Source organism: Streptomyces sp. W1SF4 (assembly GCF_003950035.1).
Lineage (GTDB): Bacteria > Actinomycetota > Actinomycetes > Streptomycetales > Streptomycetaceae > Streptomyces > Streptomyces racemochromogenes.
Window position 1 is genome coordinate 60,074 of the sequence record NZ_CP034352.1, and the last position, 23,248, is coordinate 83,321.

6 protein-coding genes are annotated in these 23,248 nt (G+C 75.7%); 1 reads left to right on the forward strand and 5 read right to left on the reverse strand.

The features are described from left to right. Positions 1 to 5: 5 nt before the first annotated feature. Genes D1J60_RS36325 through D1J60_RS38790 form a run of 3 tightly spaced genes read right to left on the reverse strand, consistent with a single transcriptional unit; the run spans position 6 to position 14,901 of the window. Positions 6 to 1,583: an FAD-dependent monooxygenase gene (locus tag D1J60_RS36325; protein ID WP_125824780.1), complete on the reverse strand. Its 1,578-nt coding sequence runs from the start codon at positions 1,581 to 1,583 to the stop codon at positions 6 to 8. Beyond that, entirely contained in the window at positions 1,580 to 2,809 is a 1,230-nt protein-coding gene (locus D1J60_RS36330) for a macrolide family glycosyltransferase (RefSeq protein ID WP_125824781.1), read from the reverse strand. The genes D1J60_RS36325 and D1J60_RS36330 overlap by 4 nt, the downstream gene beginning before the upstream one ends. Then, entirely contained in the window at positions 2,809 to 14,901 is a 12,093-nt protein-coding gene (locus tag D1J60_RS38790; RefSeq protein WP_164721128.1) for a type I polyketide synthase, read from the reverse strand. Before D1J60_RS38790 ends, D1J60_RS36330 begins: the two co-directional genes overlap by 1 nt. Positions 14,902 to 15,172: 271 nt before the next feature. Here D1J60_RS38790 and D1J60_RS36340 point away from each other — a divergent pair, with 271 nt between their 5' ends. Next, positions 15,173 to 16,381 carry a cytochrome P450 gene (locus D1J60_RS36340; RefSeq protein WP_125824783.1) on the forward strand — a complete coding sequence of 403 codons (1,209 nt, stop codon included), beginning with the start codon at positions 15,173 to 15,175 and terminating at the stop codon, positions 16,379 to 16,381. 78 nt (positions 16,382 to 16,459) lie between these two features. On the opposite strand, the gene D1J60_RS36345 is transcribed toward D1J60_RS36340, so the two are convergent. Both D1J60_RS36345 and zapE read right to left on the reverse strand, forming a co-directional pair. Further along, positions 16,460 to 22,111, reverse strand: a complete 5,652-nt coding sequence (locus tag D1J60_RS36345) for a type I polyketide synthase (protein WP_125824784.1) — start codon at positions 22,109 to 22,111, stop codon at positions 16,460 to 16,462. A 70-nt stretch (positions 22,112 to 22,181) separates the two neighbouring features. Beyond that, positions 22,182 to 23,234: a cell division protein ZapE gene (zapE, locus tag D1J60_RS36350; protein WP_125824785.1), complete on the reverse strand. Its 1,053-nt coding sequence runs from the start codon at positions 23,232 to 23,234 to the stop codon at positions 22,182 to 22,184. Positions 23,235 to 23,248 lie beyond the last annotated feature (14 nt).

The window sequence follows — 23,248 nt, forward strand, 5'->3', positions numbered from 1 at the left end:
GGGGCTCACCTGCTTCGCGAGGGGGTCAGCGGCCGGGACACCAGCCGGTCCAGGTGGCCCAGGGACTCGGCCGGCCGGTGGGCGGCGGCGAGGTGGGCCAGGTGGCCGTCGGGACGGACCAGGGCGATCAGCGGCCGCTTGCCGAACAGCGGGCCGAGGGCGGTGCGTCCGGACGGCGTCAGCCGTGCGAGGTCGTGGACGGGGAGGCGGTCCCCGAGGACGCGGCGGGCGCCGTCCGCGACGGTCTGCCAGCCGGCGGCGGGGCGGCGGCCGGGCCAGAGCAGTGCGATGTGGTCGCGCTGGTCCAGGAGGGGCGCCCCGGCGTGCTGCCGGGTCCGGTGGAAGAACGGCAGCCGGTCCCCGGGGCGGGCCCTTCGGTGCAGGGCCGAGCGCCACAGCGGCTCGTCGGTGGCGGCGTAGCCGAGGCCGATCTGGCTCATCAGGGGGGCGGCGACGTGCCGCAGGAGGCCGGTGCGGTGGGCCGCGGCCACCTTCAGGTCCCGCAGGCGGCGGTCCCGTGCGGTGGGGGCGCCGGAGAGTTCCATTTCGGTGCGGATGACGGTGCGGACCTGCTCGACGGCCTTGCGGCGTTCGGCGTCGTACGTGTCGACGATCCGCTCGTCCCAGACGCCGTGGACGACGCCGGCGAGCTTCCAGCCGAGGTTGAACGCGTCCTGGAGGCCGAGGTTGAGGCCCTGTCCGCCGAGGGGGACCACCGAGTGGGCGGCGTCGCCGACCAGGACGACCCTGCCTTCGCGGAACCGTTCGGCGACGCCGGGGCGCGGGTGGTAGGTGCGGGTCCACAGGGGTTCGCCGAGCCGGTACGGGAGGCTGGTGCGCTCGTCGACCATCCGCTGCCAGTCCGGCAGCGGGCGGTCCGACCAGTCGGTCTCCCCCGGTGCCACGATGGTGGCGAGGCGGCAGACGCCGTCGGGGAGGTGGACCAGCGGGAGCAGGCCGCTGTCGGCGTAGTGGTACTCGACGGTGGAGGCGCGCGGCCCGGTGACGGGGAAGTCGCCGAGCGCGATGCCGAGCGGGAAGGGCACGCCGGGGTAGGGGATACCGAGGAGCCGGCGGGTGACGCTGCCGGCGCCGTCGGCGCCGATCAGCCAGTCGGCCGCGGCCTGTTCGGTGCGGCCGTCGGCGTGCCGCAGGGTGGCGGTGGGGTGCGGGCCGGTGGTGTCGATCGCGGTCAGTTCGGTCCCGTACTCGATGGTGCCGCCGAGTTCGGCGAGACGGCGGTGCAGCAGCACTTCCAGCTCGCTCTGCACGATGCCCAGGCCGTGGGGGCGGGCGGCGCCCAGCTTCGTCATCGGTACGGTGCCCAGCCGGCGTCCGCGGGAGAAGAAGCTGACGTCGTCGGCCCGCAGGCCGCGGGAGACGAGCTCGTCGGCGATGCCGACCTTCTCCAGGAGTTCCAGGACGCGGGGCCAGATCATCACGGCCCGGGAGTGCGGGTCGTACTCCTCCTGCGGTGGCTTGGCGTCGACGATCCGTACCGGCACGGACTGCTGGAGGAGGTCACAGGCGAGGAGGGTGCCGACGGCGCCCGCTCCGACGATGAGGACGTTCTGCCCGGTCATATCGCGGCCGCCTTCGTGTGTGCGGCGGTGCCCGTGCCCGCCAGGTGTGCTTCGATCGCCGCGGCCGCGGCGGCGGCGCCGCCCGCGTCGTGGCCCAGCCGCCGGAAGCGGGCCGCGGCGGCGGCCACGGCGGTGTCGGCGGTGACGGTCTCGACGGCGGCCCGCAGGCGTTCGGCGGTGACGTCGGCCGGGTCGAGGCGCAGGCCCAGGCCGAGTTCGGCGACGCGGTCGGCGATGATCTCCTGTTCGACCATCTGCGGGACGACGACCATCGGCGTGCCGAAGGACAGGGCTTCCATCGTGCTGCCCATGCCGCCGTGCGTGACGAACGCGGCGGCCTGGCCGAGGACGGACAGCTGGGGGACGCTGCGGTGCACCTCGCAGTGCGGCGGGAGGGTGCCGAGGTCCGCCGGGTCGGCCTGCTGTCCGATGGACAGCACCAGGTGGAGGCCGCTGCCGGCGAACGCCTCCACGCAGGTGCGGTAGAAGGAGGTGGCCCGGTTGAAGACCGTGCCGAGGGAGGCGAACACCGTCGGGCGGTCCGGGTCCGCGGGGTGCCAGGTGCCTTCGGCCCCGCGGCCGCCCAGGCTGGGCCCGACGAAGCGGTAGTGCTCGCCGAAGGTGTGCGCGGCGGGCTGGAACTCCCTGGGCAGGAAGGCCAGGTTGAGTTCCTCCTCGAAGTCCATGAACTCCTCGGCCCGGACCCCGTCCAGGCCGGCCCCGTGCAGGAACTCGGCGAGGCGTGCGTCGAACTCGGCGCCGTTGGCCTCGTGGGAGGCGGAGCGGCCGGTGCGGGCCAGCATGGCGTCCATCAGCGCCCAGGAGCGGCTGGAGGCGAGGGAAGGGAAGAACTGCACGGCGCGCGCCCCCCACCTGCGGGCCAGGGCGCGTCCGGCGAACGGCACCGTGTTGTCGTACACGACGAGGTCGGGGCGGTCGGCGCCGACGAAGGACTCCGCGAGGGCGATCCGGTCGGCGCTGCCGTGCAGGAAGAACAGGGGCAGGGCGCTGAGGTCGTTCTCGGCGAACGCGCGCGGCGACTGTCCGGGCGAGGTGGCGACGTCGTAGCGACACACCCGCGCGCCGAGCCGGGTGAGCCGCTCCTCGAAGGCCCCGGTGGTGAAGTAGGTGACCCGGTGGCCGTGCGAGACCAGCTCGGCGACGATGCCCAGGGTGGGCGACACGTGCCCGTGGGCGGCCACGCTGAAGAATGCGATGTGTGCCATCAGATGCCGATCTCTCCGTTCAGGATGTCGAACAGTTCCTCGTCGGTGACGTCGTCCACGTCGGTCGCGGCCGGCGGCCGCACCGGCCCGCCGACCTCGGCGAGCAGGGCGCGCAGCCGGTCCTCCAGGTAGCGGGCGGTGGCCGGGTCGGGTGCGGTGGTGCGCAGGCCGGCCGTGAGGTCGTCGAGGCGGCGGACCACGGCCGGGTCGGGCCGGTCCGGGGCGGGGGCGGGGGCCAGTTCCCGGTCGAGGAACCCGGCCAGGGCCAGCGGGCTGGGGTGGTCGAAGACGAGCGTCGGGGAGAGCCGCAGGCCGGTCTCCGCGCCGAGCCGGTTGCGCAGTTCGATGGCGGCCAGCGAATCGAGTCCCAGTTCGCGGAAGGAGCGTTCCGCCGGTACGTGGGCGGACGTGCCGTGGCCGAGGACGGAGCCGGTCTGGGTGCGGACCAGGTCGGTGAGGAGCCTGCGGCGGGTGTCCGCGTCGGCTCCGGCGAGCCTGCGGGTGAAGGCGCCGCGCTCGGGGGCGGCCGGCCTGGCCGCGGCCCTGGCCGTCCCGGTCCGGGCCGGGGCGGCCGCGGGGCGGGCGGCGACCAGGTTGGGTAGGCCGGGCAGCGCCAGCGCGGCGTCGAGCAGGGCGAGGGCCTCCTCGTTGGCCAGGGGTGCGGTGCCGTTGCGCGCCATCCGGGCGACGGCCTCGGGGCCGAGCCGGCCGGCCATGCCGCGTTCCTCGGCCCAGGGGCCCCACTGGAGGGACTGGGCGGGCAGTCCGAGGGAGCGGCGGTGGTGGGCGAAGGCGTCCAGGAAGCCGTTGGCGGCGGCGTAGTTGGCCTGGCCGGGGCTGCCCATGACGGCGGCCGCGGACGAGAACAGGACGAACGCGTCGAGGCCGGAGTCCTTGGTCAGTTCGTGCAGCGCGACGGCGCCGGCCGCCTTGACCCGGATGACCCGTTCGAACTGGTCCTGCGTCAGGGTGGCGAGCAGCCCGTCGTCGACGATGCCCGCGGCGTGGACGACCGCCTTCAGGGGGCGGTCGGCGGGGACGCCGGACAGGACGGCCGCCAGGGCCTCGCGGTCGGCCACGTCGCACGCGGCGAGGGTCACGCGGGCGCCGAGTGCGCGCAGGGCGGAGGCGAGTTCCCCGCCCCGCGGGTCGGCGGCGGCGCCGCGGCTGAGCAGCAGCAGGTCGGTGGTGCCGTGGCGGCGTACGAGGTGCTCGGCGACGACCGCGCCGAGGCCGCCGGTGCCGCCGGTGATCAGGACGGTCCCGGCGAATCCGGGCGCCGGCCGGGCGGGGGCCGGTGCGCCGGGCGCGGTCTCGGGCCGGCGGACCTGGCGGGGGGCGAGCAGGAGCCCGTCGCGGACGGCGGCCTCCCGCTCGTCGGCGCCGAGGACGCCGGGCAGCGCGTCCCACGACCGTGGCTGCCCGTCCATCTCGACGACCAGGAACTTCCCGGGGTGTTCGGCCTGTGCGGTGCGCAGCAGCGCGCGGACCGCTCCCCGGGTGGTGCCGGCCGGGTCGCCCGCCGGGACGAGCAGGACGAGCCGGGCCGTCTGGGCGAGCGGGGACGCGGTCCACCGGCGCAGCAGGCCGGTGGTGCGCCAGGACGCCTCGCGGGCGTGGCGGGCCGGGTCGTCCGGGTCGGCGGGCTCGGACGCGTCCAGCAGGTGCAGGACCGTCGTGGGGGGCTCGGCGGCCCGCTCCAGTGCCTCCAGGTCCGGGTAGGCGGTGAGGGGTACGCCGTCCAGGGAGGCCGGCACGCCGAGGCCGGCGGTCCGGCCGTCCCCGAGGAGCACGCAGGGGCCTGCGGGGACCGGGCCGGGGTCCAGCGGCTGCCACCGGGTCTCCAGCAGGGCGGCGGTGTCGCCCGCGAGGTCCTCGGGGCGCATCCGGCGCAGGGTCAGCGAGGCGACCGAGGCGACCGGTTCGCCGAGCCCGTCGGTGATGTCCAGGGACAGGGTGTCGGCGTCGGTCCGGGTCAGGTGCACCCGTACGGTGGCGGCGCCGGCCCGGTGGAGGGTCAGCCCCTGCCAGGTGAACGGCAGCCGGCCGGCGTCGTCGGACCCGCCGGGCGACTCGATGAAGCCGGTGTGCAGGGCGGCGTCGAAGAGCGCGGGGTGGAAGGCGAACCGTGCGGCGTCGTCGGCGTCCGCCGGGGGCAGGGCGACCTCGGCGAAGATCTCGTCGCCCCGGCGCCAGGCGGCCTTCAGGCCCTGGAACGCCGGGCCGTAGTCGAAGCCCATGGCGGCGGCGCGGACGTACGTGTCCCCCGCCTCGACCGGCTGGGCGTCGGCCGGCGGCCACACGAGCGGCCCGGCGGACGGGCCCGAGGACGTCGTGGCGCCGCTGAGGAGCCCGCTCGCGTGCCGGGTCCAGCCCGTGTCGGGGGCGTCGGCCGGCCGTGCGTGGACGGTCACGGTCCAGGTCCCGGGCTCCCCGTCGGGGCCGGCGGGGGCCAGGAGCGTCTGCACCTCGACGACGGAGGCCTCGGGCAGGCGCAGCGGTGCGAGGACGGTCAGCTCGTCGAGGGTGTCGCAGCCGGCTTCCCGGCCGGCGCGCAGGGCCATCTCGACGAAGGCGGTCCCGGGCACGATGACCGTGCCGTTGACGACGTGGTCGGCCAGCCAGGGGTGCGTACGGGCCGACAGGCGGCCGGAGAGGAGCACCTCGTCGGAGCCGGCGCGGTCGAGGACGGCGGTGAGCAGCGGGTGCGCGTCGGCGCCGTGCGCGCCGGCGGGGCGCGGGCGCGGCCAGTGGCGGGTCCGCCGGAAGGCGTGGCCGGGTACGCCGGGTGCCCGCGTGCCGGGGCCGAAGTACGCCGGCCAGTGCGGGTCGGTGCCCCGGGCGAACAGGGCGGCCAGGGCGGCGGCGAGGGTGTGCCGGGCGTCCTTGCCGCGCCGCATCAGGGGGACGAAGCCGGACGCGTCGGCGGCGGCCTCGGTGACGCACTGCTGGGCCATGGCGGTCAGGACGGCGTCGGGACCGAGTTCGAGGTAGGTGCGCACCCCGGCGGCTTCCAGGTGGCGGACGGCGTCGTGGAAGCGGACGGCCTCGCGGACGTGGCGCACCCAGTAGGCGGGCGAGGTCAGCTCCCCGGCGCCGGCGAGGGTGCCGGTGAGGGTGGAGACCACCGGGATCCCGGGCTCGCGGTAGGCCAGGGACTCGGCGAGCTCGCGGAACGCGTCCAGCATCGGTTCCATGAGGGGCGAGTGGAAGGCGTGCGAGACGGTGAGGCGCCTGGTCTTGCGGCCCCGGTCGGCGAGGGTGGCGGCGACCGCGAGGACGGCCTGCTCGGCGCCCGAGATGACCACGGCCTGGGGGCCGTTGACCGCCGCGATGTCGACGTCCGCCGACAGCAGCGGACGGACCTCGTCCTCGGCGGCCTGGACGGAGACCATCGCCCCGCCCTCCGGCAGGGCGCCCATGAGGGCGCCGCGGGCGCGGACCAGGGCCGAGGCGTCCGCGAGGGAGAAGACACCCGCCACGTGCGCGGCGGCGATCTCGCCGATCGAGTGCCCGGCGACGAAGTCCGCGCGCAGACCGAGCGACTCCGCCAGCCGGTAGAGGGCCACCTCGACGGCGAACAGCGCGGGCTGGGTGAACTCCGTTCGGTGGACCTCCTCGCCCTCGCCGAAGACGATGTCCTTCAGCGGGAAGTCGAAGTGTCCGCACACCTCGTCGAAGGCCGCCGCGAACACCGGCTGGGTCTCGTACAGCTCACGTCCCATGCCCGGACGCTGCGCGCCCTGGCCGGTGAAGAGGAACGCGGACCGGCCCGGGGCGGCCGCGTCCGTGGCCCCGTCGGCCAGGGCCGCCAGGGCCGCCAGGGCCTCGTCCCGGTCCTGGGCGACCACGGCGGCACGGTGCTCGAAGGCCTTGCGGCCCACCGCCAGCGACCGGCCCACCGCCGTGAGGTCGGCCTCGGCGTCGGCCGACACCCGGGCTCGCAGCCGCCCGGCCTGGGCGCGGACGGCGTCCGCGTCACGGCCCGACAGCACCCATACGGGCGTGGGCGCGGGGGCGGTGCGCGCCGGCTCCCGCGCGGTGACGGGCGGCGCTTCCTCCAGGATGACGTGGGCGTTGGTGCCGCTGATGCCGAACGAGGACACGGCCGCGCGGCGCGGTTCGTCCGCCGGGGTCCAGGCCAGCGGTTCGGTCAGCAGCCGGACCTCGCCCGCCGTCCAGTCGACGTGCGGGGTCGGGGCGTCCACGTGCAGCGTCTTCGGTACGACGCCGTGCCGCATCGCGAGCACCATCTTGATCACGCCGGCCACGCCGGCCGCGGCCTGGGTGTGGCCGAGGTTGGACTTCAGGGAGCCCAGCCACAGCGGGCGGTCCGCCGGGCGGTCCTGGCCGTACGTGGCCAGCAGTGCCTGCGCCTCGATCGGGTCGCCGAGCGGGGTGCCCGTGCCGTGCGCCTCCACCACGTCGACCTGGTCGGCGGTCAGGCCCGCGTTGGCGAGGGCCTGGCGGATGACGCGCTGCTGGGCGGGGCCGTTGGGGGCGGACAGGCCGTTGGAGGCGCCGTCCTGGTTGACGGCGGAGCCCTTGAGGACGGCGAGGACCTCGTGGCCGTGGCGCCGGGCGTCCGACAGCCGCTCCACCAGGAGCATGCCGACGCCCTCGGACCAGCCCGTGCCGTCCGCGGCGGCCGCGAAGGCCCGGCAGCGGCCGTCCGGTGAGAGGCCGCGCTGGCGGCTGAAGTCGACGAACGCGTCCGGGGTCGACATGACGGTCACGCCGCCGGCCAGGGCCAGCTCGCATTCGCCGCGCCGCAGCGCCTCCGCCGCGAGGTGCAGGGCGACGAGGGAGGACGAGCAGGCCGTGTCCACCGTCACCGCGGGCCCCTCGAGGCCGAAGCTGTACGCGATCCGGCCCGAGACGACGCTGGCGGCGCCGCCCGTGCCGAGGTAGCCCTCCAGGTCCTCGGCGGACCGCGCCACGAGGGCGGTGTAGTCCTGGCCGTTGGAGCCGATGTAGACGCCGGTGCGGCTGCCGCGCAGCGAGTCCGGGTCGACGCCCGCCTGTTCGAACAGCTCCCAGGAGGTCTCCAGCAGCAGCCGCTGCTGGGGGTCCATGGCGAGGGCCTCGCGGGGGGAGATCCCGAAGAAGCCGGCGTCGAAGTCGCCCACGGCCTCCAGGAAGCCGCCGGCCGTCGCGTACGTGGTCCCGGGTGTGTCGGGGTCGGCGTCGAACAGGTTCGCCAGGTCCCAGCCGCGGTCCTGCGGGAAGGGGCCCACCGCGTCGGCGCCGTCCGCGAGGAGGGACCACAGCCCGTCGGCCGAGGACACGCCGCCGGGGAAGCGGCAGGCCACGCCGACGACCACCACCGGGTCGGAGGCGTCCGCCACCGGGCCCGCCACGACGGCCTGCCGCGCGGTGCCGGCCAGCTCGCCGCGCAGGAACTCCGCCAGCGCCACCGGGCTGGGGTAGTCGAACGCGAGGGAGGCGGGCAGGCGCAGTCCGGTGGCCGCGCCGAGCCGGCCGGCCAGCTCCACCGAGGCCAGCGAGTCGAAGCCCAGCTGCCGGAAGGACCGCTCGGGGGCGATGGCGTCCGGCGTCGGGTGCATCAGCAGTTCGGCGGCGTGTCCGCGGATCAGCCCGACGAGGGCCGCGCGCTGCTCGTCCGGGCCGCGGCCGGCCAGGGTGGCGGCGAGGCCGGTGGCGGGTACGGGCACCGCCGCGCCGGTGAGCGCCCGCAGGAGGGGGCGCCGGGCCGCCGGGCCGTGGGCCCGCGCGTAGCGGTCCCAGTCGATGTCGGCGGCCAGGACCGCCGTCTCGCCGTGGCGGATCGCGCCGTCCAGCAGGCGCAGGGCCCGCCGCGGGCCCATGGGGCGGAAGCCGGTGCGGCGCATGCGCTCGCGGACGACCGCGTCGGCGGCGGCCATGCCGTCGCCTTCCCAGGCTCCCCACGCGACGGCGGTGGCCGGCAGGCCTTCGCGGCGGCGCTGCTGGGCGAGGGCGTCCAGGGCGGCGTTCGCCGCCGCGTAGTTCGCCTGTCCGGCCGCTCCGATGACGCCGGCGAGCGAGGAGAAGAGGACGAACGCGTCGAGGCCGAGGCCGCGCGTCAGCCGGTCCAGGGTGAGGGCGGCGTCCGTCTTGCCCTCCAGTACGCGGGTGAGCTGCGCGGGGGTGAGGGCGCTGAGCACGCCGTCGTCGAGGACTCCGGCGGTGTGCACGACGGCCGTCAGCGGGTGTTCGGCCGGTACGGCGGCGAGGAGCGCGGCGAGGGCGTCCTCGTCGGACACGTCGCAGGCCGCGAGGGTGACCTCGGCTCCCCGCGCGGACAGTCCGTCCACGAGCTCCGCCGCGCCCGGGGCGTCCGCGCCGCGCCGGCTGACCAGCAGCAGGTGCTCGGCGCCCGCCTCGGCGAGCCAGCGGGCGACGTGGCCGCCGAGGGCTCCGGTGCCGCCGGTGACGAGGACGGTGCCACGTGGCGACCAGTCCCGGGCGGGCGCCGACCAGCCGGTCCGCACCAGCCTGCGGGCGTGGGTGCCGGAGGGGCGCAGGGCGGTCTCGTCCTCGTCGGCGGCTCCGGCGAGGAGGGCGCACAGCCGTCGCAGGGCGTCGGCGTCCAGCTGTTCGGGCAGGTCGACCAGGCCGCCCCAGCCGTCGGGGGCCTCCAGTGCGGCCACCCGGCCCAGGCCCCACAGCTGGGCCTGGCGGGGGCGCACGGGGCCGTCCTCCCGCTCGTCCACGCGGACCGCGCCGCGGGTGGCGACCCACAGCGGGGCCGGCCGGCCGGTGTCGCCGAGGGCCTGGATCAGGGCGAGGGTGGCGGCCGTGGCGTCGGCGCCGTCGGGGTCGAGCAGGGACAGCACTCCGGTGAGGCCGTCCGCCGGGATCTCCCCGGCCAGCCGCCGGGCGAGTACGGTCCGGTCGTGCTCGGCGGCGGTCAGGGGCAGCGGCACCACGTCGGCGCCCCGGTCGGCCAGCGCGGCGATGACCGTGCCGGCGTACCCGGCGGGGTGGCCGGCGTCGGTGACGACCAGCCAGGACCCGAGGGGGGCGGTGGTCGCGGAGGGGTCAGCGGGGTCTTCGAGCCGCTCCCAGGTCACCCGGTAGAGCAGGTCGTCCGCGGGGTCTCCGTGGCCGGCCGCGGCCGCCATGGGTGCGGCGGGCCAGTAGCGCTGCCGCTGGAAGGCGTACGTGGGCAGGTCGACGCGGCGGCCGGACAGGACGCGGGTCCACTCGGGCTCGACGCCGCGGACGAACGCTCCCGCGAGGGCGGACATCAGCGTGAACGGCTCGGAGCGGTCGCGGCGCAGCAGGGGCAGGAGGGTGGCGGGCTCGGTCAGGCAGGCCTGGCCCATGGCGGCCAGGACGGCGTCCGGGCCGAGTTCGAGGTAGGTGTCCACCCCCGCGGCTTCCAGCCGGCGCATGGCGTCGTGGAAACGGACGGCCTCGCGGACGTGGCGCACCCAGTAGTCCGCAGAGGCCACGTCTCCGGAGAGGGCGCATACCACCGGGATCTCGGGCGCGGAGTAGGTCAGGGACTCGGCGACCTCGCGGAACGCCTCCAGCATCGGCTCCATCAGGGGCGAGTGGAAGGCGTGCGAGACCGTCAGGCGCTTCGTCTTGCGGCCCCGGCCGGCGAGGGTGGCGGCGACCGCGAGGACGGCCTGCTCGGCGCCCGAAATCACCACGGACTGGGGGCCGTTGACCGCCGCGATGTCGACGTCCGCCGACAGCAGCGGGCGGACCTCGTCCTCGGCGGCCTGGACGGATACCATCGCCCCGCCCTCCGGCAGGGCACCCATCAGCGCACCCCGGGCACGGACCAGCGCCGCGGCGTCCGCGAGGGAGAGGACGCCGGCGACGTGCGCGGCGGCGATCTCACCGATCGAATGCCCGGCCAGGAAGTCCGGACGGACGCCGTAGGACTCCAGCAGCCGGTACAACGCCACCTCGACGGCGAACAGTGCCGGCTGGGTGCACTCGGTGCGGTGGACCTCCTCCCCACCGCCGAAGACGATGTCCTTCAGCGGGAAGTCGAAGTGGGCGCACACCTCGTCGAACGCCGCCGCGAACACCGGCTGCGCCTCGTACAGCTCACGGCCCATCCCCGGACGCTGCGCGCCCTGGCCGGAGAAGAGGAACGCGGACTTGCCGCCCGACACCGCGCCCTCGACCACGCCCGGCGCCGAGCGGCCCTCGGCCAGGGCCTCCAGCCCGGCCAGCAGACCCGCACGGTCGGCAGCCACCACGGCCGCCCGACTGCCCAGCGCGGCCCGCGAAGCCACCAGCGAGAAAGCCACGTCGGCCGGGGACGGCGGCTCCGGATCGGCCGTCACCCGCTCCAGCAGCCGGGCCGCCTGCGCCCGTACCGCCCCCGCGTCCCGGCCCGACAGCACCCAGACCGGAATTCCCGGAGCGGGGGCCGTCGGCGCCGGTTCCTGCGCGGCGACGGGCGGCGCTTCTTCCAGGATGACGTGGGCGTTGGTGCCGCTGATGCCGAACGAGGAGACGGCCGCACGGCGCGGGCGGCCGGTCTCCGGCCAGGTGACGTCCTCGGCGAGCAGTTCGACGCGGCCCGCCGTCCAGTCCACGTGCGGGGTGGGGGCGTCGACGTGCAGGGTGCGGGGCAGCAGGCCGTGGCGCATCGCCATGACCATCTTGATGACGCCGGCCATGCCCGCCGCGGCCTGGGTGTGGCCCAGGTTCGACTTGACGGAGCCGAGCCACAGCGGGCGGTCCTCCGGCCGGTCCTGGCCGTAGGTGGCGAGGAGGGCCTGGGCCTCGATGGGGTCGCCGAGGGTGGTGCCGGTGCCGTGCGCCTCGACGGCGTCGACCTGGTCGGCCGTGAGGCCGGCGTGGGCGAGGGCCTGGCGGATGACGCGCTGCTGGGCGGGGCCGTTGGGGGCGGACAGGCCGTTGGAGGCGCCGTCCTGGTTGACGGCGGAGCCCTTGAGGACGGCGAGGACCCGGTGGCCGTTGCGGCGTGCGTCCGACAGTCGCTCCACGAGGAGCATGCCGACGCCCTCGGACCAGGCCGTGCCGTCGGCGGCGGCCGCGAAGGGCTTGCAGCGGCCGTCGGGGGACAGGCCGCGCTGGCGGCTGAAGTCGACGAAGGAGGCCGGGGTGGCCATCAGGGCGACGCCGCCGGCCAGGGCCAGTTCGCATTCGCCGCGGCGCAGTGACTCCGCCGCGAGGTGCAGGGCGACGAGGGAGGAGGAGCACGCCGTGTCCACGGTCAGGGCGGGGCCCTGGAAGCCGTAGAAGTAGGACAGCCGCCCGGACAGGACGCTGCCCGCGCCGCCGGTGCTCAGGTAGCCGTCCAGGCCGGTCTCCCCGGCCAGGCGCGGTGCGTAGTCGTGGTACATCTGGCCGGCGAAGACGCCGGTGCGGCTGCCGCGCAGGGAGTCGGGGTCGATGCCGGCCTGTTCGAACAGCTCCCAGGAGGTCTCCAGCAGCAGGCGCTGCTGGGGGTCCATGGCGAGGGCCTCGCGCGGGGAGATCCCGAAGAAGCCGGCGTCGAAGTCGGCGGCTCCGTCGAGGAAGCCGCCTTCGCGGGTGTACGTGGTGCCGGGCGTGTCGGGGTCGGCGTCGAAGAGGCCGTCGAGGTCCCAGCCGCGGTCCTGCGGGAAGGGGCCCACCGCGTCGGTGCCCGAGGCGACCAGGCGCCACAGGTCCTCGGGCGAGCCCACGCCGCCGGGGAACCGGCAGGCCGCGCCGACGACGACCACCGGGTCGGCGGTGTCCGCCACCGGGTCCTGCGCGGCGGCCGCGGCGGCCGGGCCGAGCAGCCGGCCGCGCAGGTACCGGGCGAGCAGGACGGGGGTCGGGTGGTCGAAGGCCAGGGAGGCGGGCAGCCGCAGTCCGGTGGCCGCGCCCAGCCGGGCCGACAGGCGTACGGAGGCCATGGAGTCGAAGCCGAGCGGCCGGGACCGCTCGCGCGGGCCGGGGGTGCCGCGGGTGGTGTCGCCCCGTACTTCGGCGATGGCGTCGGTGACGAGGCGCAGCAGGCGCCGCTCGCGGCCGTCCTCGCTCAGCGGGAGGAGTTCCCCGGTCAGGCGCCGGGTCAGGTCGGGGTCCCCGGTGGCTGTGGGGTCGTGGGGCGCCGCCGGTTCCCGGCCGAAGGGGTGGACGCGGACGGCCGGTTCGCCCTCGATCAGTGCGGCGTCGAGGCCTTCGCGGAGTTCGTGGCCGGTGACCTCGGGTGCGGCGGTCAGGGAGAGCGCGGTGCGGCCCTGGGCGCTCAGGCGCTGTGCGGCGGCGTCGAAGACCGCTCCGGGGGTGTCGGCGGCGAGCAGGACCACGGCGGGGGCGTCGAAGTCGGCGAGGGTCCGGTCGAGCGCTTCGGCGTCGGTGGGGTCGCAGGTCGCGCGGGTGACGTCGGTGCAGTGGTGGGCACCGGTCAGGTGGCGGGCCAGGGTGTCGGCGCGGTCGCCCTCGTCGGGCGCCGTGAGCAGCAGGACGGCGGTGGCGGCGAGGGTGCTGGTGTCGTCGGCGGGGAGGGAGGCGGGGACGGGGGCCGGTCCGGGCAGGGTGCGGCTGATCCGGTCGTGGTGGGTGGTGCCGGAGGCGAGGAGCCGGGTGGGTTCGGGGCCGGTGCCGACGAGTCGGCGGACCGTCTTGCCGGAGGTGGTCCGGGGGATGTGTGCGGTGCGGTGGAGGGCGACGGGCACCTTGTAGTAGGCGAGGTGTTCCCGGCAGCGCGTCAGGATGTCCTCGGGCGACAGGTTCCGGCCTTCGCGGGGGACCACGTAGGCGACGGGGACCTCGCCGAGGCCGCTGTGGGGGCGGGCGACGACGGCGACGTCGGCGATGTCCTCGCCGGCGCGGATCACGTCCTCGATCTCGGCGGGGTGGATGTTCTCGCCGCCGCGGATGATCAGTTCCTTCAGCCGTCCGGTGATGGTGAGGAAGCCGTCGGTGTCGAGGCGGCCGAGGTCTCCGGTGCGGTACCAGCCTTCGTGGAAGGCCGCTTCGGTCGCCTCGGGGGCGCGGTGGTAGCCGAGCATCAGGCTGGGGCTGTCGACGCGGATCTCGCCCTCGTCGCCGCAGGGGACGTCGAGCCCGGTGGCCGGGTCGACGACGCGCAGGCCGAGGCCGGGGACGGGGCGCCCGCAGGAGCCGGGGACGCGGGGTCCGGTCAGCGGGTTGCAGGTGATGACGCCGGTGGTCTCGGTGCTGCCGTAGCTGTCGATCAGGGGGACGCCGAAGGCGTCGGCGAAGCGTGCGCCGAGTTCCGGGCCGGTGACCGCGCCGGCCACGAGGAACGCCCGCAGTCCGGTCAGGGCCGGTGCGGCCTCGCCGGCGGTGTCCAGGAGGTGGTGGCAGAGCGTCGGGACGGCGGCCATCAGGGTGTAGGGGGCGGCGCGCAGTTCGTCGAGCACCTCGCCCGGGGTGGGGTCGGCCATGATGCGTGCCGAGGCTCCGGTGGCGGTGACGCCGAGGACGCACAGGTTGAACGCGAAGCTGTGGTGGAGCGGCAGCGGCCACAGCAGGCGGTCGTCGTCGGTCATGCCGAGGACGGACGGGTATCCGGCGGCGACGGACCAGAGGCCGGCGCGCTGGGTGGACAGGACGCCCTTGGGGGTGCCGGTGGTGCCGGAGGTGTAGAGCATCCAGGCGACTTCGTCGAGGGCGAGGTCGTCGGGGGCGGGCGCGGGCGGTTCGGTGGCGGACAGCCGGGCGTAGTCGTGGACGCCGGCGGCGTCGGTACCGGCGGTGGGGGTCTCGCCCGGTGCGGTGACGACGACGAAATGGACGCCGTGTCCCACCGCCTCCAGGCGGCGGTACTGGGCGAGGCGGTGCGCGTCGGTGATGACGACGGCGGCCTGGGAGTCGTCGAGGACGTGCTTCAGTTCGGCGTCGCCCGCGCGGGGGCTGACGGGTACGGCGACGAGGGCGGCGCGGGTGGCGGCGAGGCAGCTCTCGACGGTCTCGACCCGGTTTCCCAGGTGGACGAGGACGCGCCGGCCGCGGCCGGCGGCGAGGGCGGCGAGGTGGCCGGCCAGCCTGCCGGTCGTGGCCGCCAGCTCCCCGTAGGTGACCTCGCGCGTCCCGTCGGAATGGGCGATCCGGTCGGCGCGGTCGCGCGCGTGCCCCCGGAGGAGTTCCGAGAGGGGCCTGAGAAGGCCGTCCCGCACCGCGTGCTCCCCCATTGCATGTCCCCCGCATCCGATCGCCCGCATTGATCCAGACCAACGCTCTTGCCGCACGGGAGAAAGGTTTATGAATTTCTTTTCATCCCCCGCGGCGGCCGATACTATGCGAGCCGACAAGTGAGATCAACTTCAATAGTGGTGTTACCCGGGGCGACCCCTATCGGCCCCTGCAAACCCCTGAAGCAACCCCTTAAGCGGCCTACTGGTCAACCCCTATTCGGTAATCCGAGGAGTATTCGTGTCCCTTCCCGTAATGGACGAAGAGTTTCTGAGCAACCCCTATCCGGCCTTCGCCGGCCTCAGGGCGCGGGGGCCGGTGCACCGGATGCTGCTGCCCAGCGGCCTGCGGGTCTGGGCGGTCGTCAGCCACGAGGAGGCCCGGATCGCGATGACGCACCCGGCCCTGTCCAAGGACATCGACACCTCGGTCGAGCTGGGCTACTTCGACCGCGAGATGAGCGAGGGCGGCACGCCCCGGCTGGAGCACAGCTCGGTGGGCCGCCACATGCTCAACATGGACCCGCCGGGCCACACCCGGCTGCGCAAGCTGGTCAACAAGGCCCTGACGGCGCGCAGCGTGGAGCGGCTGCGGCCCACGATCGAGCGGATCAGCGCGGAGCTGCTGGACGCGGCGGAGAAGGCGGCCGCCGATTCCGGCGACGGCGTGGTCGACCTGGTGGAGCACTACACGGCGGTCTTCCCGGTCAAGGTGCTCGCCGAGCTGCTGGGCATCACGGCCGAGCACCTGCCGGTGCTGGTGGGGCTGACGGGCGCCATCATGTCGAACGACAACGAGAACGCCGGCGCGAACATGGCGAGGTTCGGCCAGCACATCGGGCAGATGGTCCAGCAGAAGCGCGCCGAGCCGGGCGAGGACCTCATCAGCGCGCTGGTGACCGCCCGCGACGACCAGGACCAGCTCTCCGACGTCGAGCTGGTCTCGACGGTGTTCCTGCTGGTGGTGGCCGGATACGAGACCACCGTGAACATGATCGGACACGGTCTGCGGGCCCTGCTGGGCCACCCGGAGCAGCTCGCGGCGGTCCGCGCGGACCCGGGCCTCATCCCGGCCGCCAACGAGGAGTTCCTGCGCTACGAGGGCCCGGGCAACCGGGCGACGCTGCGCTACGCCACGGAGCCGCTGGAACTGGGCGGGGTGACCGTGGGGGCGGGCGAGTACGTGTCGGTGCTGCTCGGGTCGGCCAACCGGGACGAGGCGAAGTTCGCCTGCCCGCACATGCTCGACGTCAGCCGGTCCACCAACGGCCACCTCGGATTCGGGCACGGAATCCACTACTGCGTCGGCGCGCCGCTCGCCCGGGCGGAAATGGAAATAGCCCTGCGCGACATCCTGGCCCGTTTCCCCGATCTTTCCCTCGCCGTTCCGGATTCCGAATTGCGCTGGCGCAAGAGTTTTATGATGCAGGGGCTGGAGACGCTTCCGGTGCGCCTTCGCCCGTAGGGGCGCCGCGAACGGAAAGGGAGGGCCTGTACCAGCCGGAGCGATCCGGCCGGTACAGGCCCTCCCGCGTTCTCCCTCCTAGCGGCCGAATTCGGCCTGGATGAAGTCGAATATCTCGTCTGCCGAGGCGGTGCCCAGGGCCGCGGCGGTGGTCGTCGCGGCGGCGGGCGCCGGCGTCCCGAAGAGCGCCAGCAGGTCCGCGAGGCGCGCCGACACCTCGGCCCGGACCTCTTCGGAGTCCTGGGAGGCGGCCGCCCGGAGGGTGCCCTCCAGCCGGTCCAGTTCGCCGAACACCGCCGGCCTCGGCTCCTCGACCACCAGCAGGCCGCGCAGGAACGCGGCGAGCGCGGCAGGCGTCGGGTAGTCGAAGACGAGCGTGGTCGGCAGGCGCAGTCCGGTGGCGGCGCCGAGGCGGTTGCGGAGCTGGACCGCCGTCAGCGAGTCGAGCCCCAGCTCCAGGAAGCCGCGGTCGGCCTCGACCTCCTGCGGGCCCGCGTGGCCGAGGACGGTGGCGGCGTGGCCGCGTACCAGGTCGGACAGGACACGGGTGCGTTCGTGCTCCGGGAGTCCGGCCAGCTGGTGCGCCAGCGAGGTCACGGGCGCCGCCTCGGCGGCGGCCCGGCGCACGGGGGCCGGGACCAGGGAGCGCAGCAGCCGGGGCACGCTCTCGCCCGCCGCGGCCTGGGCGCGTACGGCCGCGAGGTCCATCCGCATCGGGACGAGGAGCGCCTCGGGGGAGGCGAGCGCGGCGTCGAACAGGCCGAGCCCCTCGGCGGTCGTCAGGGCCTGGGCTCCGGCGCGTTCGATGCGGGCGAGCCCGGCCCCGTCGAGGTGCCCGGTCATACCGCTGCGTTCGGCCCACAGGCCCCAGGCGAGGGACTGCGCGGGCAGGCCGAGGGAGCGCCGGTACTGGGCGAGGGCGTCGACGTAGGCGTTGGCGGCGGCGTAGTTGCCCTGGCCGGGGGCGCCGAACAGGCCGGCGGCGGAGGAGTAGAGGACGAACGCCGTAAGGCCGAGGTCCGCGGTGAGTTCGTGGAGGTTGCGGGCGGCGTCGGCCTTCGGGCGCAGCACGGCGTCGAAGCGCTCGGCGGTGAGGGACTCGACGACGCCGTCGTCCAGGACGCCCGCGGTGTGGATGACGGCGGTCAGGGGGTGCCCGGCCGGGATCGCGGCCAGGAGGGAGGCCAGGGCCTCGCGGTCGGCGACGTCGCAGGCGGCGACGGTCACCGAGGCGCCCAGGGCGGACAGTTCCGCCGCCAGGTCCTCGGCGCCGCCGGAGCGGCTGACCAGGAGGAGGTGGCGTACGCCGTGTGCGGTGACCAGGTGGCGGGCCACCGCCCGGCCCAGGGTTCCGGTACCGCCGGTGATGAGGACGGTGCCGTCGGGGGCGAAGCCGGTCCCGTCCGCGGCAGCGGTGCCCGCTGCCGCCCGGGCCAGGCGCGGGGCGTGCACGGTGGCGCCGCGGACGGCGGTCTGGGGCTCGCCGGACGCCACGGCGCGGGCCAGGGCGTCGTGGCCGGCGGCCCCGTCGGTGCCGGCGGCCGGCTGCTCGAGGTCGATCAGCAGGAACCGTTCCGGGTGCTCCGACTGCGCCGAGCGGACCAGGCCCCACACGGCCGCCTGGACCGGGTCCGGGGCTCCGTCGCCCTCCCCCGTCGCCACGGCCCCCCGGGTGACCACGGCCAGCCGGGATTCCCCGAGCCGGGGGTCGGCCAGCCACGACCGGAGCAGGGCGAGGGTGGCGGCGGTGGCGGAGCGCACCTCGGCGGCGCCCGCGGCGGGCGAGGCCAGCACGAGCGCCGGGAGCGCGGTGAGTTCCGCGAGGTCGCCGATCCGCCGCGCGCCGGAGGCCGGGGCGGGGGCGTCCGGGCCCAGCACCGCCCAGGAGGCGTCGGGGGGTGTCGGGAGCGCGGGGAGGGGGGTCCAGTCGAGGCGGAACAGGGAGTCGCCGTGCCCGGGGCGGGCCCCGGCGAGCTGCTCCCGGTTCAGGGGCCGCAGCACCAGCGAGCCGACGCCGGCCACCGGGAGGCCCGTCTGGTCGGTGAGTTCCAGGGAGACGGCCTCGTTCCCGGCGGGTGCGAGGGCGACCCGCAGCGACCGGGCGCCGGTGGCGTGCAGGGTGACGTCGTGCCAGGCGAACGGCATCCGGCCCCGGCCGATCCCGGCGGTCACGCCGTCGCCGTGTCGCTCGTCCCCGTCGGCCAGGGCGCCGAGCGGGATCGCGTGCAGGGCGGCGTCCGACAGGGCCGGGTGCAGTCCGAAGCCGGCCGCGCCCGCCTGCTGCTCCTCGGGCAGGCGGACCTCGGCGAAGACCTCCTCGCCCCGGCGCCAGGCGGCGCGCAGGCCCCGGAAGGCGGGCCCGTACCCGAAGCCGGCCGCCGCGAACGCGTCGTAGAGGCCGCTCACGTCGACCGGGGTCGCGCCCTCGGGCGGCCACATCCCGAAGGCGGGGGCGGCGGGCGCGGTGTCGGGGGTGAGGTGCCCGCCGGCGTGGCGGGTCCACGGCTGCCCGGTCCCGGCCGGGTCGGCGCCCGCGCCGTCGGGGCGGGCGTACACGGCCACCGGCCGGCGGCCCGCCCCGTCGGCCGCGCCGACGGTGAGCTGGACCTGGACGCCGCCGTGCTCGGGCAGCGGCAGCGGTGCCTCCAGGACGAGTTCCTCCACGCGGGCGCAGCCGAGCTGCCGCCCCGCGTGCAGGGCGAGTTCGAGGAAGGCGGTGCCGGGCAGCAGGGCGTGGCCGAGCAGCGCGTGGTCGGCGAGCCAGGGGTGGGAGGCCGGTGAGAGGCGGGTGGTGAAGAGGAACCCGTCGGTGTCGGGCAGCGGGACGGCGGCGCCGAGCAGCGGGTGTCCGGCGGAGCCGAGGCCCAGCGCGGTCGCGTCGCCGGCGGGGGTGGAGGCCTGCGGCCAGTAGCGGCCGCGCTGGAAGGCGTACGTGGGCAGGCCGGGGGCGGGGTGCGGCAGCCGCCCGGCGTGCGCCGCGTCCCAGTCGACCTGTACCCCGTTGACGTGGGCGGCGGCCAGGGAGGTGAGGAAGCGTCCGGTGCCGCCGGCGTCCCGGCGCAGCGTCTCGCCGAGGAAGGCGTCGGTGCCGGCCTGTTCGAGGGTCTCGGCGAGGCCCACGCCCAGCACGGGGTGGGGGCTGATCTCCAGGAAGTGGGCGTGGCCGTCGGCGGCGAGGGCGCGGACGGCCTGCTCCAGCTGCACCGTCTGGCGCATGTTGCGGTACCAGTAGCCGGCGTCGAGTCCCGCGGTGTCCAGGAGGGTGCCGGTGACGGTGGAGTAGTAGGGGACGGCGGACTCGGCGGGGGCGACGGGGGCGAGGGCGTCGAGCATCCGCTCGCGCACCTCCTCGATGCGCGCCGAGTGGCCGGGTGTGTCGACGCCCGGGACGCGGCGGGCCCAGACGCCGTCGGCGGTGAGCTTCTCCAGCATCTCGTCCAGGGCCGTGCGGTCGCCGGCGACGACCACGGAGGTCGGGCCGTTGACGGCGGCGAGGGAGAGCCGGCCGTCCCAGGCGGTCAGGAGGGCGGCGGTCTTGTCGGCGGGCAGGGCGACGGAGGCCATCGCGCTGGTGCCGGACAGTTCCAGCAGGGCCTGGCTGCGCAGGGCGACGATCCGGGCGCCGTCGGCCAGGGAGAGCGCGCCGGCGACGACGGCGGCGGCGACCTCGCCCTGGCTGTGGCCGACCACGGCGGCCGGTTCGACGCCGCAGGCCCGCCAGAGTTCGGCGAGGGAGACCATCACCGCGAACAGGGCGGGCTGCAGGACGTCCACCCGGTCCGGGGAGGGCGCGCCGTCCGCCGCCCGCAGGACGCCGGTCAGCGACCAGTCCACGTACGGGGCGAACGCGGCCTCGCAGGCCGCGATGCGTTCGGCGAAGACCGGGGAGGAGTCGAGGAGTTCGAGGGCCATGCCGGTCCACTGCGAGCCCTGGCCCGGGAAGACGAAGACGGGCCGGACGTCGCCGGCCCGGGCCACGCCGGTGATCAGCCCGTCGGGGCGTCCTCCGTCGTCCTCGCCGTGGTCCGGGCCGGCGGCCAGCGCGTCGAGGCGGTCCAGGAGGCCGGGCAGGTCCGCGGCGAGGAGGACCGCGCGGTGCTCGAAGGCGGAGCGGGTGTGCAGGAGGGCGGCGGCGACGGCCCGCGGGTCGGCGGCGGGGTCGGCGGCGATCCGGTCCCGGAGCCGTGCGGCCTGGGCGCGCAGGGCCGGGCCGGTGCGGCCGGAGACCGGCCAGGCGACGGCCGGGGCGGTGGAGAAGGCCGCTGGGCGGGGGGCGGGCTGGGCGGTGTCCGCCTCGGGGGCCGCGGCGGCCGGGTCCGGGGCGGCCTGCGCCGGGAGGGGGTCGGGGGCCTGTTCCAGGATGGCGTGGGCGTTGGTGCCGCTGATGCCGAACGAGGACACTGCGGCGCGCCGGGGCCGTCCGGTCTCGGGCCACGGCCGGGCCTCGGCGAGCAGTTCCACCGCGCCGGAGGCCCAGTCGACGTGTGGGGTCGGTTCCTCTGCGTGCAGGGACTTGGGGAGTACGCCGTGCCGCATGGCCATGACCATCTTGATGACGCCGCCGGCGCCGGCGGCGGCCTGGGTGTGGCCGATGTTGGACTTGAGGGAGCCCAGCCACAGGGGGCGGTCCGCCGGCCGCTCCTGGCCGTAGGTGGCCAGCAGGGACTGCGCCTCGATGGGGTCGCCGAGGGAGGTGCCCGTGCCGTGGGCCTCGACCGCGTCGATCTGGTCGGCGGTCAGCCGGGCGTTGGCCAGGGCCTGGCCGATGACCCGCTGCTGGGAGGGGCCGTTGGGGGCGGTGAGGCCGTTGCTGGCGCCGTCCTGGTTGACGGCCGAGCCGCGGATCACGGCGAGCACCTCGTGGCCGTTGCGCCGGGCGTCGGAGAGCCGCTCCAGGAGGAGCATGCCGACGCCCTCGGACCAGCCCGTGCCGTCCGCGTGCGCGGAGAAGGGCTTGCAGCGGCCGTCGGGGGCGAGGGAGCGCTGCCGGCTGAACTCGACGAAGGAGGCGGGGGTGGACATCACCGTCGCGCCGCCGGTCATCGCGAGGGAGCACTCGCCGCGGCGCAGCGATTCGGCGGCCAGGTGCAGGGTCACCAGCGAGGACGAGCAGGCCGTGTCCACGGTGAGGGCGGGGCCCTCGAAGCCGAAGCCGTAGGCGATGCGGCCGGAGGCGATGCTCCCGGCGCTGCCGTTGATGACGTAGCCGGCGAGCTCCTCGCGGCCCTCCAGGAGGTTGGCGTAGTCGTGGTACATCACCGAGAGGAAGACTCCGGTGCGGCTGCCGCGCAGGGAGGCGGCGTCGATCCCGGCGCGTTCGACGACCTCCCAGGCGGTCTCCATGAGGAGCCGCTGCTGGGGGTCCATGGCGAGGGCCTCACGCTGGTTGATGCCGAAGAACCCGGCGTCGAACTCGGCGACGCGGTCGATGAAGCCGCCTTCGCGGGTGTACGTCGTACCGGGCCGGTCGGGGTCCGGGTCGTACAGGGCGTCGAGGTCCCAGCCGCGGTCGGCGGGGAAGGGGGAGATCGCGTCGACTCCCCCTTCGAGCAGCCGCCACAGGTCCTCCGGCGAGGTCACTCCGCCGGGGAAGCGGCAGCCCATGCCGACGATGGCGACGGGCTCGTGGCCCGCTTCCTCGGCATCGTGGAGCTGCTGCCTGACGGAGCGCAGTTCGACGGTCGCGCGCTTCAGGTAGTCGCGGAGTTCTTGTTCGGTCGCCATCGGCATTGCCCTTTGTTGTCTGATGTCGGAAACAGCTGCGGAGCGAGCCGCGCGTTCCGCACCGACCGGGCCCCGCTCAGTGCGCGTCGGAGTCGGCCGTGGCGGACAGCAGCGACAGGCGGCTCGCGGTCCGGTTGACGTCGAGCGGCAGGTTCTCGCCCCGCAGTACGTCGTCGAGCGGTGCCTCTGCGACGAGGACGAGGCGTACGTCGCGGTCGCAGAGCACGTCGATGAGGTTGGCGAACCGCTGGGCCGCATCCCGGTTCTCCCCGGCCAGGCGGGGCAGGCCGGAGAGCACCCAGAGGGGGAAGCGGTCCACCACCGCCAGGTAGTCGCCGGTCGAGTACGGCCGGTCGCACAGGTCGTGGAAGTCGAACCAGACCCGGTCGCCGCGGACGGCCAGCGCGGGCACGGTGCGTCCGCCGCCGACCTCCACGGGCTGCCGTTCGGCGGGCTCGGGCGGGGTGAGGCCCTGTTCGGCGAGCTGCTCGCCGGTGCCGGGCCACAGGTAGGCGCCGCGCTCGAACTCGGAGCGGGCGGCGCCGGATCCGTACTCGGCCCGGTAGTCGCGTCCGCCGCCGAGTTCGACGACGTCCATGGTCTCTTCGAGCAGCTTGATCGTGGGCTCGAACATCTCGTGGAAGACCGGGTTGGGGAGCAGTCCGGCCGGAGGGTAGTTCGAGGTGGTGAGCAGGGTGATCTTCTGGTCGAGGATCGACCTGAGGACCCGGCCGATCAGCATCGCGTCACCGGCGTCGTGGACGTGGAACTCGTCGAAGACGAGGAAGCGGCAGTCGCCGAGGAGTTCGGTGACGGCGCGGTCGGTGACCCGGCTGTCGCCGCGGTTGCGGTGGTAGGCGGCGTGGAACTCGCGGAAGAAGTCGTGGAAGTGCAGGCGCCGCTTGTTCCGCAGCGGTACGGCCTCGTAGAAGGTGGTGGTCAGCCAGCTCTTGCCGCGGCCGACCGAGCCCCACAGGTAGACCCCGCGCGGGGGTGCGGCGGGGCGGCTGAACAGTCCCCGGCGGCGCGTCATGTCGGCGCCGAGCCGGGCGAGCCTGAGGGCGGCCTGCCGCTGGGCGTCGTCGAGGACGAAGCCGGCCTGCTGGGCGGCGCGTTCGAACTCCCGCATCAACTGACGATCAC